Source organism: Hankyongella ginsenosidimutans (assembly GCF_005144965.1).
In the GTDB taxonomy this organism is placed as follows: Bacteria; Pseudomonadota; Alphaproteobacteria; order Sphingomonadales; family Sphingomonadaceae; genus Hankyongella; species Hankyongella ginsenosidimutans.
This window is the reverse complement of sequence record NZ_CP039704.1, coordinates 648,002-659,384: the sequence shown is the minus strand read 5'-3', so window position 1 is coordinate 659,384 and position 11,383 is coordinate 648,002. Positions and strand designations below refer to the sequence as shown.

The window sequence follows — 11,383 nt, the reverse complement described above, 5'->3', positions numbered from 1 at the left end:
GGGTGTAACGGATTTCAGATTCGAGACACTGGCCCTGGAATTCAGGTTTGTCATAACAGAAAAATTCCCCGTCGTTGTCGATCCATCGCATGGCGATGCGAGACGCCACTCGTGTCCCTAATCTGAAATCCTGCACACCAAACGTCAGGCCCGGTTGGATTTCAGATTCGGGATACGCGTATGCTATTGTTTTTAGTGTCGTATTCTATCTCAAAGTTCGCGCAGAGGCTGGCACTTCAGCCAGGCGAACTTTGAAATTACGACACAAGCTCTCCACTTTATCCTCCCGTGGATTTTTATGCCGCGTAGCAACAAACAGCGTCGACCCCAATGCTAAGCGCGAAGATTGTTACCCGTAAAGGCGGATGTGAGGGCGGTAAATTTTCAGGGCTGGGTGTTGCAACCTTGCCGCATCATACGGGGTAGCCGGTGAGTGCCGGACCCAGCGCTGCCTTGAGCGGGTCGAGATAGGGTTCGAACGCACGCCACTGGTCGACGCCGTCACTGTAGATCGGGCGGCGCACCTGCTCGGAACTGGCGGTGCGCACCGCGCGCTCGTTCTCGAAAAGCGCAGGCAGCCGGGCTCGAACGGCAGCCTGCAGGCGTCCAGCAGGGCGCGCACCTCCATCTCGAAGTTCTCGATCATCCGCTCGTAGTAGACGCGGTGCACCCGCCCTGGCAGCACCGCATCGAAGTGGGCCATCAGGTCCACATAATCCCGATAATAGTGCCCGATATCCTCCAGGCTGTACGTGAAGGCCTGGCCGCGCGCGAAATGCTGCTTGAAGCCCGAGAAGCAGCAGCCGAGCGGGTGCCGCCGTGCATCGACGATGATGGCATTCGGCAGCATCAGATGGATCAGCCCGACATGCTGAAAGTTGTTGGGCATCTTGTCGATGAAGCGCGGCTTGTCCGTTTTGCGCTGCACCCGCGTGCGCTCGAGATACTCGCGGCCGAGTGCGGCGAAATCCTCCGGCGACAGTTCGGCGAGCATTTCCGGGTAACGGGTCGGGTCGTGCGCGCGCTTGCGGCCGCCGAGCCGGGTGGCGAGCGCTATTACGTCCGGCAGCTCGTGCGTGCCCTCCACGGCTGAGTGGCTGGCGAGGATCTGCTCGATCAGGGTCGAGCCGGCACGCGGCAGGCCGACGATGAAAATCGGGTCCGGCGCGTCGTGGCCCCAGCCCGTGCGCGCTGCGAAAAACGCCGGCGTGAACGTTGCGGCCGACCGCTGCAGATGACGGGTGGTCTCGTCGGCGCGGTAGTCGAGCTGCTCGCGCCGCCAAGCGTTCGCCTGCGCATAACAGGCGAAGGCCTGCGCGCTGTCGCCGGCATCTTCCAGCGCCTTGCCGAGCGCGAAGGCCAGATGGAAGCGGTCTTCGGGCGGGAGCTGCTCGCCCGTGTCCAGCGCCGCGCGCATGGCCGCGATCTGTTCTGGCGTGAAGGCGAAGGTCTTGAGGTTGGCAAGGCTCCACCAGACTTCGCCAAAGGTCGGCGCTTGCGCGATGGCGCGCAGATAGGCGGCCTCGCACGCAGCGCGACGGCCGAGCGTCTTCAGCGCATGGCCATAGCTCATCCAGACCTTGGGCTGGTTCGGGAAATCACCCAGCAGGCGCTCATAAAGGTCGGCGGCCCCGGCATACTCGCCGACATGACTGAGCGCGGCCGCCTTCAGGCTGAGATAGCCCGGGTTGTTCGGCTCCTCGGCCAGCAGCTGCTCCAGATGCGCCAGCGCCTCGGCCGAGCGGTTGCGCCGGTGCAGCACGAGCGCCAGATTGTAGCGCGCGGGTGCGAAATCCGGGGTCAGTTCGAGCGCGCGGGACAGCAGGTGTTCGGCATCTTCGTAGCGGCTGAGCCGGGTGCCGAGTTCGGCCAGCATGCGGATTGCCGCGACATCGTTCGGGCTGCGCTTCAGATAATCGCGCAGCAGACTTTCGGCGGGGGCGAGCTTGCCCTCGTTGAGCAGGGCGGCGGCTTCCAGAAGCTGAGGATTCTTCAAGGCGGCGGTGAGCGATTGGCTGTGTGCCGCCTGCGCGCCGGCATGATCGCCGGTCAGCTCGAGCAGATTGCCAAGCGCGGTCCAGGCGCTTGCCCGCTCCGGGTCCAGCGCGACCGCACGCCGCAAACAGGCAACGGCGTCCTCTGCCTTGCCTTGCGCCGCCAGCAGGCGCCGCGCTCGAGCACCGGCGCTGCCCACAGCGGAAATTGCGCCGCCAACTGCGTGAGCGCGGCCGCCGCATCGTCCTGTCTTCCCAGCGCACGCAGAGCCTTGGCCTGGATGAGGCGCGTGCGCGGCTCGTCCGGCACGACAGCGAGGATTTCCTGCGTCTGCTCAAGCGCCAGTTCGGGGCCTCGCGCAGCAAGCGGTTCGCCTGCGCGAGCGCCTCGTCGAGTGCCGCGGGCATCGTTGTGAGTACTTCCTGTCGCCATGCCGTAGGGGTTGCGAAATGTCAGCCCGGCGTCAAGTCTTGTGCGCGTTGCTTCTCGTGACCCGAATCTGAAATCGGTTGCGCTCGATATCAGGCGCGGTTTGATTTCATATTCGAAAAGGGCACTAGACCAGGGACAAGGTGCATGCAGCACCTGTATGGACGAAACGGCTGCGCGGGAAGGCCGAGACGTTCGCCGCCGATTGCAAGGCATCCAAGCTCGCGTCGTCGCGCTCTGGGTGGTGATGCGCCAGCCAGAGCAGCGGCACGCTGGCCCGGTTGGCGAGCTCGACCCCGGCCTCCCAGGTCGAATGGCCCCAGCCGCGATGACCGTCCATTTCCTCTTCTGTGTAGGTGGAGTCATAAATCACCATATCCGCGTCTTGGATATTGGCGACCAGCGCATCGTCCAGCGGCGAGCCATGCTCATGGTCCGTTACATAACAGACCGCGCAGCCGGCCGCATCTATCCGGAACCCGTAGGCACCACCCGGATGATTGACCGGAAAAGCGCACACGCGAAGGCCACCTGCGACAGGCAGGGAGCATCCGGCGCATACTGGACCACGCGGATCGACGCAGGCATCTCGGCAAGCGCGACCGGGAACAGCGGCGGTTCAAGCAGCAGGTGCGCCGCCGCGCCGGGAGGACCCTCTGGCACCCAGAGCACGATCGGCCGCCCGGCTTGCCAGAACGGCGCAAATTGCGTGAGCCCGACCACATGATCGATGTGGCCGTGCGAGAGCAGGATATGGGTCTCGCGGCCGTCCATCGCATCGCCGAGCGCCTTGATGCCGGTCCCGGCGTCGAGAATCAGGCGCCGATCGCCAGCCAGCACTTCGAAGCACATGGTGTCGCCACCATAGCGGGAGAAGCGGATGCCGGGCGACGGGAAGGTCCCGCGCGCACCCCAACACCGGACAGTCAGGCTCGACATCAGGCGATCACCATGAGATCGAACTCCCCGTCGATGCCGGCGATACGACGCGCGGGGCGCACGTCCAACGGGTGCTTGAACCCCTGCTCGTAGGCAAGCACGTAGGTTTCTGCCGTCGTGAGACCACGCACCTGCTCGGCCTTGGTCTGCTTTTCCAGCTTGGCTGCAAGATTCACGGCATCGCCGAGCACTGTATATTCCAGCCGATCCTCGATGCCGATGGCCCCGAAGAGAATCCGGCCGGAGGCCAGGCCCATACCGATATCAGGGGCTGTCATGCCCAGATCGAGACGATGCGCACGCCATTCCTGCGTCGCCTGCGCGATGACGACGGCGCTCTCCAAGGCGTCGCGGGCGTAGGTCGTGCTGGGCTCGACCGCGCCGAAGCTGGTCAGAATGCCGTCGCCGAGAAATTTGTCGACACTGCCGCCATGGGCGCGGATGATCGGCACCACCAGCGCATGATAGGCGGCCAGCAGCTCGATCATGGCCGTCGGCGTCATGCTGCGGGACAGGTTGGAGAACCCGCGCATGTCGAAAAGATCACTGCGGCATCGCGCATCTCCGCCACGCCGGGAATGGTCGCATCACTGCCGGTCGCGATGCGCTTGGCGAGTTCCGGCGAGAAGAAGCGGGAGAGTTCGCGTGTTGCCGCGTCGCTGATGAACGCCTTGTAGACCAGCACCCGGCCGCGGCGCACCGCCAGCCAGAGGACGGCCGTCACCGCGAGCAGGGCGGCGACACGGTCAAATTCAGCAGCCGGCAGCACGTGCGGCGCGGTGAAATAGGCTATCGGATCCGCAGTCAGCGCGCCCGGCGCTTGCGCTGCGATAAACGCCAGCAGCGCCCAACCCGTCGCCGCGACACCGCCGCTGAAGGCAACCCACCCTGGCTCAAGCCTCAGGGCGCGCAAAGCCACCAGAGCAAAGGCATAGGCGAAAGCCGTGTGCTTCAGAGCAAGCGCTAGCGGCGCGTGATAGGCGAGCGGCAGCAGCGCAATCAGGCCATAAAGCAGCGCAAAATCCATCACGATCGCCCCGGCCTGCACGAGGACCGGCACTGTCGTGCGATAGGCAAGCCACAGCCGTGCCGCGACGAAGCCGGCATAAAGCATCAAGGCGAGCGGCGCCGGCTCGTAGACGGCTTCCACGGAAAACCGTGCGGGTGTCGCCAGATAGATCAGCAGGAACAGCAGGGCGCCGCCCAATTGCGTCCAGGCGGTCAGACGCTCGCTGGCATGGGCGTGCGCGGCGATGGCTTCTGCGGCGCGCGCTGGCAACTCGCCCTTCACAAACCCGAGCGCATCGGCCAGCGCCGACCGCCATTGCCGTTTGCGCTCCTGACTCAAGACAGGTAGTCGCGCGCCAGGTCAACGCTCGATTCCTTGCCCACGGAGTCGGAGGCGGAATCAAGCCAGGCAGAAGCAGCCATGCGCCCGGCGTCGCGCAGTTTGGTCAGGAACGGCCAATCAGTCTCAAACTTGCTGGCGACCGTATAACTCGACATGTGGGCATCCGAGCGGACGGCATGAATGTTCACCCGGCGCAGACGATCCTTGTATTCCGGGCGGATCCAGTCCTCGTCGATCAGTTTGGTTACAAAGAAATGGCGCGCAGCTCCCGGATCAGCGACGAATTGAAGCTGATCTCGTTGACCCGGTTCATGATGTCGGATGCCGTACGCGGGACGGCGTCGCGAACGATCGGGTTGATGTGCACGATCAGGATGTCATTGCTTTCGGTGTTGTAAATGAGCGGATACAGGGCCGGATTGCCCATGTAGCCGCCATCCCAGTAGAACTCGCCTTCGATCTCTATCGCTTGGAACAGCATGGGCAGGCAGGCGGACGCGACGATTGCGTCGGCCGAGACCTCCCGTTGCGGAAGATGCGTACGCCGCCAGTCTTGACGTTGGTGGCCGCGATGGACAGCTGCGTGCATGTACACTGCCGCAACTGCTCAAAATCGATCGTTTCTTCGAGTATTGTGCGCAGCGGATGGTAGTTGAACGGGTTCAACTGGTAGGGCGAGAGTACGCGGGTCATCGCGTCGAACATGACGTAGGACACCGACTCACGCACGCCGATCATGGTCATCCAGTCGTCGAACAGGGTGCGCCGGACCGGGCTCAACCGCCGGCCGGTTTCGCTGACCTTCGACCAGAATTGCTCCAGCAGCGCACGCGCTTGCTCCGGGCCGCCGGTCATTTTGCCATAAGCATAGACAGCCGCGTTCATCGCCCCGGCGCTGGTCGCAGAGACACCATCCAGCTCGAAGCGGCCGTCTTCCAGCAGCCGATCCAGCACACCCCAGCCGAAGGCCCCATGCGAACCACCGCCCTGCATGGCGAGATTGAGTTTCCTGGCCTTCTTCGTGTTCATGCAATCTCTCCTGCATTTCTTCCACCAGCTCAGCCTTTTATGTTTGCGTGGGCCGCCGGTAATCAGCCGCACGCCACGCTGATAGGTAATGTAGGACCATAGCCAGTCGACCAGCACGGCGAACCGGTTGCGGTGACCAACCAGGAAGTAGACGTGCGCGATGCCCCAGACGAACCACGCGAACGTGCCTTTCAACTGGGTCCAGCCGAAATCCGCCACCGCCGCCTTACGGCCGATCGTGGCGAGGTTGCCGTAGTGGCGGTACATGAACTTCGGCGGCGTGCGCCCCTCGATCCGCGCGATCAGCGCGCGTGCCGTATGTTGCCCTGCCTGTTTGGCGACCGGCGCGATGCCCGGCAGCGGCCGCTCGGCGCCTGTCGGCGTGAACGCTGCCGTATCGCCAAGCACGTAAATGTTAGGCTCCTCGGCAAGGGTCATGTCTTCCCGGACCGCCACCCGGCCCTGGCGGTCACCCGCAACGCCAAGCCACTGCGCTGCTGGTGAAGCCTGGACGCCTGCCGCCCAGATTTTGGTGGCGCAGGGCATGAACATGCCCCGGCACAAACGCCATCCTCAGTAATGTTGTCGACGCGGGTGCCGAGGCGCACTTCGACCCCATGCATTCCAGCGAGCGCTTCGCCGCCGCCGACAGTTCTGGCGGCATGGTGACCAGCAGCCGCTCGCCGGCCTCGATCAGGACGACCTTGGCATCACGCGGGTTGATCCGCCGGAAATCACACTTGATCGAATGGCGTGCAACCTCCGCAATGGAGCCGGCCATTTCCACCCCGGTCGGACCGCCACCGATCACGGCGAAGGTCAACAAGGCCTCGCGCCGCGCATCGTCCGGCTCCGCCTCGGCTTCCTCGAACGCCAGCAGGATGTTCCGGCGCACGCGGGTCGCATCGTCGATATTCTTGATGCCGGGTGCTAGGGCGCTCCATTCATCCTTGCCGAAATAGCTGTGACGGGCGCCAGTCGCGACGACCAGATAATCGAAGGGCACTGGATTGCCGTTCTCGACCAGCACCGTGCGGTTGACGCGGTCGATGCCGGTCACGCTGTCCAGCATGACTGTCGTGTTCCACTGCTTGCTGAGCACGGAGCGCACGGGCGCGGCAATCTGGGCTGGAGACAGCGCTGCCGTTGCAACCTGATACAGCAGCGGCTGGAACAGGTGATGGTTTTCCTGTCGATTAGCATGATGTCGGCCTTGGCCTGCTTCAGACCGCGCGCGCAGGCGAGGCCAGCAAACCCGGCGCCGATGATGACGATACGCGGCAATTGTTTAGACATGGCCTTCCTTCACTCCCGACAAGGCTCAGTGCGCAGTCCACCCCCGTCGACCGGCAATGCGGTACCCGTAATCGATGCTGCGGCATCCGAGCACAGGAACGCAGCCAATCCCCAAGTTCTTCCACTGTAGCGAAGCGCTTAGACGGTTGTGCCGCGAGCAGGACATCGCGGATCACCTGATCGCGGGTCAGGCCACGTGCTTTGGCGGTGTCGTCGATCTGGTTTTCGACCAGCGGGGTCCAGACATAGCCGGGGCAGATGGCATTGCAGGTGACGCCATGTTCTGCACCTTCCAGGGCGACCACCTTGGTCAGGCCGAGAACGCCGTGCTTCGCAGCAACATACGCGCTCTTGAACGGCGATGCGACCAAGGCATGCGCAGAGGCGACATTGATGATCCGGCCCCATTTGCGCGCCTTCATCCCGCCGAATGCCGCCTTGATGCTGTGAAAAGCCGCCGACAGATTGAGCGCCAGGATCGCATCCCACTTGTCGTCCGGGAAATCCTCGATCGGGCTGACGTGCTGGATGCCAGCGTTGTTCACCAGGATATCAACGCCGCCGAGCGCCTGCGCAGTCTCCGCGACCAGCGCCCGCGCCCCTGCCGGATCAAGCAGGTTCGCGCCGTTGAAATGGACCGGCGCACCAGTCTCCTGCGCAAGGGCCTTGCAGGTCGCATCGATGGCGGCACGATCGCCTAGGCCGTTCAGCACCAGGGTGGCGCCGTGGCTGGCAAGCGCACGGGCGATGCCGAGGCCGATGCCGCTGGTCGAACCGGTGACAATGGCGATCCGCCCGCTCAGGCTGTTCATCTGTGAGATCATCATATTCTGTGCCCGCCTCATGTGTCTATGATAACGCAAACGTGATTGCCGGGTGGCCTCTTAAAGAAAATGCCTTTCCGGCATTGCATGCATGCCCAAAAGGCAATGTCGAAAATTCGCAATGCTGCGTATGCGGGAGGGCGGCCAAGCATGGCTGACAGAACTCCAGGAGAGAGACATGTTCAATTCTGCACGCACCGCATGTGCGGCGCTTTCCGGCATTGCACTGCTTGCGCTGGCCCAGCCGGCGCACGCCGGCCAGTGCCCCGCCGACCAGATTAAGGACAATGCACTCACGACCGGGCTGACTGCCCCAAGGACGTGACGGACAATGTGATCGGCAAGGTCGACCTTGGCCCGGAAATCAATGAGCCTGGCCGCAGCCTGCGCCTGCGTCGCCTGGAAATCCAGCCGGGTGGCGTAGTGCCTTGGCACAGCCACAAGGATCGTCCTGCCGTGATCCTGGTCCAAAGCGGCCAGATCAAGGAATATCGCAGCAACTGCGCGACACCGATCACCCACAAGGCGGGTGAAGTGTCGCAGGAATTCGGCGGCATTTCGCACTACTGGGTCAACGACGGCAAGAGCGTGGCTGTGCTCTACTCTGCGGATGTCTTCCACGGGGAATAAGCGAAGCTACAGGCATGCGGGCGGGATCATCCGCCCGCATGCACAGCGCGGAGTAGGGCTCACAATGCACAGCCACGCAACCATGGCCGGCACGGCAATGCCTGCTGCCTCGCCGCGCGCGTTGCGCCGCGCCATTACATTCGGACTGATCGGTTTTCTGACACTGGTCGATCTGTTCGCGGCGCAGGCGATCCTGCCGGCGCTTGCAAAGAAGTATGGCGTGCTGCCCGGCGAGATCGGCCTGGCCGCCAATGCCGGGACCATCGGCATGGCGATTGCCGGCCTCGCCGCTGGTGCCGCTGCGCGTACGGTCGAGCGCAAGATCGGCATCTGGCTGTCACTTGCAATACTGGCCATCCCAACCGTGCTGCTGGCTTCTGCTCCGGACCTCGATACATTCGCTGCATTGCGGATCGCACAAGGCCTCTGCATGGCAACCGCATTTACGCTGACGCTGGCGTACCTGGGGAGCGCTGCAATGCGATCGACGCAGCCGGCGCTCTGGCGGCCTTCGTGACCGGGATCGTCGCCAGCAACCTGGTCGGTCGGCTGAGCGCGGCGACCGTGTTCAGTTATTCCAGTGTGGAAATCACCTTCTATTTCTTCGCGATGCTCAATCTTCTGGGCGCGCTGCTGACCTATCGCGTGCTGTGCAAGACCCATGCGATGCATGAGGTCGATGCAATGACGCCGTCGATCGTGAAGGTATGGCGGACTCACTTCGCCAACCCGGCGCTCCAGCGCAGCTTCGCGATCGGCTTTCTCATCCTGTTCGCGTTCATCGGGATCTTCACCTACGTCAATTTCGTCCTGACCGCGCCGCCGATAAATCTACCTCAGGGCTATCTCGGACTGGTCTATCTGGTCTTCCTGCCTGCCATGTTCTCAACTCCTTATGCCGGCAAATACGCCGTGCGCAGGGGCTGGCGTGACCATGGCCGTGACGCTGGCACTTTCGGTCGTCGGGGTGGCGCTGGCAGCCTTGTCGAACCTGTGGGCCATCCTGACGGGCCTGGCGATCATTGCTGTCGGTACATTTTTCGCGCAGGCGGCAGCGACGGGCTATGTAAGCCGTGCCGCGACCGGGGAACGCGGCGTAGCCGGGGGCTGTATCTCACCTGCTACTACTGCGGAGGGCTTTCTGGCGCCGCCGCCATCGGCTGGTTGTTCGACCGGTTCGGCTGGACTGCGGCACTGATCGGCAACGGATTGGCGCTGGCGCTGGCCGCGCTGATCGCCTGGTCGCTCCGGCAACGTACATATAACGGAGTCTGACTGCAAAACCCTGACCGATGCGGCAATAAGGAGAGGCCCATGAAAGCGACCGGAGACTTGCTGGCAGCCCTCGAGGAAAGGTTCCGGGGAGTGAACCGCGCCGATTTGCCGCTTGGTGCTCGTCTCAGCATCGTCGCCGACGCCGTCCGCACTCTGAGTCCAAATTTCACGTATAATGTTGACCAGTTCGTAGACCGGCTGAAACAGGTCGAAGCCGGCGTCCGGGCACCAGTTGTCGGCGAGACGATGCCTGGCTTCATGCTGCCCGACTCGGAGGGCCATTTCAGGACGCTCGATGAAATCCTTGCCGGCGGCCCCGCGATCGTCGTGTTCTATCGCGGCCACTGGTGCCCCTACTGCCGGCTCACGATCTCGGCGCTCGCCCAGATCGCACCGGAGGTCGCGCCGTGCCGCATCGTCTGTATCACGGCCGAGCGCGGGAATTCGCCCAGGCCATACGGCTGGAGGCGGGCGCCGATTTTCCGATCCTGTGCGACATGGACAACGGGTACGCCATGTCCCTGAACCTTGCCGTCTGGGTGGACGACGCGATGTCAACACTGATCGAGGGTGCCGGCTGGTCCGTGCCCGAATATCAGGGCACGAGCGGTTGGGTGTTGACGATCCCGGCGGTGTTCGTCGTCGACCGAACCGGTCTTATCGTCGCGCGCCATGTCGACCCGGATTACCGCAAGCGCATGGAGCTAGACGACCTGGTCGCCGCCTCCCGGCTGGTACGATGAAACCTTGGCGAGCACGGCGCACCAGTCGGTTGCGCGCACCAGATTGAGCAGCGCCCCGGCTTCTCGCCCGCGCGGGCGGCCTACGACCCCGTGCAAGGCGATGGTGCGGCGCAGGCCCAGCTCCGTCAGCGCAATATGGCGGGTCCGCCCGGTGCGCATCGAACTTTCCGGCAGAATGGCAACTCCGAAGTGCGCCGCCAGCATCGCCTCCAGGTCGCGCACACAGTCGATCTTGTGGGCAGTATCGAACGAGATGCCGGAGCGGTCGAGCTGATCCGGCTGCAGCTCACAGTCGCGATGTACCAGAAACCGCTCCCGCCGCACGACCTGGAGATCCAGCTTCTCCGCGTTGCGCCGCGTCAACGGATGATCGACGCCGACCACCAGATCGTAAGACTCGGTGAGCATCGGCCAGCGCTCGAGGCGCTCCCATCCATGCAGTTCGTCGCAGATCGCAAGATCGACCTCGCCGCTCTTGAGCAGTTCGGCAATCTCTTCGCTTTTGCCGCGCCTCAGTTTAAGCTGCAGGCCCGGAAAGTGGCGAAACATCTCCATGAGCGCCGGAACCAGCATCGAAAGATCGACGCTGGACGAAATGCCAAGCATGAGGGTTGCCGCAGCACCGACTTTCAAGGAGCTTGCCAGGGCCTTGGCGGTGATCGCGCTGTCATAGCACTGGCGCAGCAGCGGCAGCATCCGGTGGCCCAGGTCGGTCAAATGCGAAAGCTTGCCCTCCCGCCGAATCAGTTCGCCACCCAGCTCTTCTTCCAGCGCTTTGATTGCGCGGGTGAACGCCGGCTGGGTAATGTTGCATTCCTCGGCGGCACGGGTGAAGTTAAGCGTTTGGGAAAGAGCCAAAAGTAACGAACTTG

Annotated in this window: 14 protein-coding genes and 3 pseudogenes; 6 read left to right on the top strand and 11 right to left on the bottom strand. The window is 63.5% G+C overall.

The window, feature by feature from the left end; translation table 11 throughout:
- Positions 1-413: 413 nt before the first annotated feature.
- From E6W36_RS03800 to E6W36_RS03750, 10 genes and pseudogenes are all read right to left on the bottom strand, one after another.
- Positions 414-2,427: pseudogene (locus E6W36_RS03800) on the bottom strand (tetratricopeptide repeat-containing sulfotransferase family protein).
- Positions 2,428-2,551: 124 nt separating this feature from the next.
- On the bottom strand, positions 2,552-2,944 hold the full coding sequence (locus tag E6W36_RS03790) for an MBL fold metallo-hydrolase (protein ID WP_222873798.1): 393 nt from the start codon (positions 2,942-2,944) through the stop codon (positions 2,552-2,554).
- Positions 2,893-3,363, bottom strand: a complete 471-nt coding sequence (locus E6W36_RS03785; RefSeq protein WP_222873797.1) for an MBL fold metallo-hydrolase — start codon at positions 3,361-3,363, stop codon at positions 2,893-2,895. The genes E6W36_RS03790 and E6W36_RS03785 overlap by 52 nt, the downstream gene beginning before the upstream one ends.
- Positions 3,363-3,896: an adenylate/guanylate cyclase domain-containing protein gene (locus E6W36_RS03780; protein WP_222873796.1), complete on the bottom strand. Its 534-nt coding sequence runs from the start codon at positions 3,894-3,896 to the stop codon at positions 3,363-3,365. The genes E6W36_RS03785 and E6W36_RS03780 overlap by 1 nt, the downstream gene beginning before the upstream one ends.
- Positions 3,863-4,711 carry a hypothetical protein gene (locus E6W36_RS03775; protein ID WP_222873795.1) on the bottom strand — a complete coding sequence of 283 codons (849 nt, stop codon included), beginning with the start codon at positions 4,709-4,711 and terminating at the stop codon, positions 3,863-3,865. Before E6W36_RS03775 ends, E6W36_RS03780 begins: the two co-directional genes overlap by 34 nt.
- The gene (locus tag E6W36_RS03770; RefSeq protein WP_222873794.1) at positions 4,708-4,902 is read right to left on the bottom strand and encodes a hypothetical protein; all 195 of its coding nucleotides are present in this window, start codon (positions 4,900-4,902) and stop codon (positions 4,708-4,710) included. The genes E6W36_RS03775 and E6W36_RS03770 overlap by 4 nt, the downstream gene beginning before the upstream one ends.
- A 56-nt stretch (positions 4,903-4,958) precedes the next feature.
- Positions 4,959-5,195: a patatin-like phospholipase family protein gene (locus E6W36_RS03765; RefSeq protein WP_222873793.1), complete on the bottom strand. Its 237-nt coding sequence runs from the start codon at positions 5,193-5,195 to the stop codon at positions 4,959-4,961.
- Positions 5,177-6,289, bottom strand: coding sequence for a patatin-like phospholipase family protein (locus E6W36_RS17700; protein ID WP_246048099.1), 1,113 nt, complete (start codon positions 6,287-6,289; stop codon positions 5,177-5,179). Before E6W36_RS17700 ends, E6W36_RS03765 begins: the two co-directional genes overlap by 19 nt.
- Positions 6,213-7,039 (bottom strand): annotated as a pseudogene (locus E6W36_RS03755) (NAD(P)/FAD-dependent oxidoreductase). The gene E6W36_RS17700 and the pseudogene E6W36_RS03755 overlap by 77 nt, the downstream one beginning before the upstream one ends.
- A 9-nt stretch (positions 7,040-7,048) precedes the next feature.
- Positions 7,049-7,851: pseudogene (locus E6W36_RS03750) on the bottom strand (3-hydroxybutyrate dehydrogenase).
- A gap of 190 nt (positions 7,852-8,041) precedes the next feature.
- Between E6W36_RS03750 and E6W36_RS03745 the strand changes: the two are divergent.
- From E6W36_RS03745 to E6W36_RS03720, 6 genes are all read left to right on the top strand, one after another.
- Positions 8,042-8,188: a hypothetical protein gene (locus tag E6W36_RS03745; protein ID WP_222873792.1), complete on the top strand. Its 147-nt coding sequence runs from the start codon at positions 8,042-8,044 to the stop codon at positions 8,186-8,188.
- Positions 8,185-8,493, top strand: a complete 309-nt coding sequence (locus E6W36_RS03740; protein WP_222873791.1) for a cupin domain-containing protein — start codon at positions 8,185-8,187, stop codon at positions 8,491-8,493. The genes E6W36_RS03745 and E6W36_RS03740 overlap by 4 nt, the downstream gene beginning before the upstream one ends.
- 64 nt (positions 8,494-8,557) lie before the next feature.
- Complete coding sequence (locus E6W36_RS03735; protein ID WP_222873790.1) at positions 8,558-9,010, top strand: MFS transporter; 453 nt, start codon at positions 8,558-8,560, stop codon at positions 9,008-9,010.
- Positions 9,007-9,768 (top strand): MFS transporter, encoded by a 762-nt coding sequence (locus E6W36_RS03730; protein WP_222873789.1) that lies wholly within the window; start codon positions 9,007-9,009, stop codon positions 9,766-9,768. Before E6W36_RS03735 ends, E6W36_RS03730 begins: the two co-directional genes overlap by 4 nt.
- A gap of 90 nt (positions 9,769-9,858) precedes the next feature.
- Positions 9,859-10,293, top strand: coding sequence for a redoxin domain-containing protein (locus tag E6W36_RS03725; RefSeq protein WP_222873788.1), 435 nt, complete (start codon positions 9,859-9,861; stop codon positions 10,291-10,293).
- Positions 10,266-10,511: a thioredoxin domain-containing protein gene (locus tag E6W36_RS03720; RefSeq protein WP_222873787.1), complete on the top strand. Its 246-nt coding sequence runs from the start codon at positions 10,266-10,268 to the stop codon at positions 10,509-10,511. Before E6W36_RS03725 ends, E6W36_RS03720 begins: the two co-directional genes overlap by 28 nt.
- On the opposite strand, the gene E6W36_RS03715 is transcribed toward E6W36_RS03720, so the two are convergent.
- Positions 10,473-11,369, bottom strand: a complete 897-nt coding sequence (locus tag E6W36_RS03715) for a LysR family transcriptional regulator (protein ID WP_222873786.1) — start codon at positions 11,367-11,369, stop codon at positions 10,473-10,475. The genes E6W36_RS03720 and E6W36_RS03715 overlap by 39 nt on opposite strands.
- Positions 11,370-11,383 lie beyond the last annotated feature (14 nt).

Bases quoted from the DNA above. Each gene is read 5' to 3' on its own strand.
- E6W36_RS03720 (WP_222873787.1), top strand. From the start codon at position 10,266: ATGGACAACGGGTACGCCATGTCCCTGAACCTTGCCGTCTGGGTGGAC.
- E6W36_RS03765 (WP_222873793.1), bottom strand. From the start codon at position 5,195: ATGCTGTTCCAAGCGATAGAGATCGAAGGCGAGTTCTACTGGGATGGC.
- E6W36_RS03745 (WP_222873792.1), top strand. From the start codon at position 8,042: ATGTTCAATTCTGCACGCACCGCATGTGCGGCGCTTTCCGGCATTGCA.
- E6W36_RS03785 (WP_222873797.1), bottom strand. From the start codon at position 3,363: ATGTCGAGCCTGACTGTCCGGTGTTGGGGTGCGCGCGGGACCTTCCCG.
- E6W36_RS17700 (WP_246048099.1), bottom strand. From the start codon at position 6,289: ATGCCCTGCGCCACCAAAATCTGGGCGGCAGGCGTCCAGGCTTCACCA.
- E6W36_RS03780 (WP_222873796.1), bottom strand. From the start codon at position 3,896: ATGCGCGGGTTCTCCAACCTGTCCCGCAGCATGACGCCGACGGCCATG.
- E6W36_RS03735 (WP_222873790.1), top strand. From the start codon at position 8,558: ATGCACAGCCACGCAACCATGGCCGGCACGGCAATGCCTGCTGCCTCG.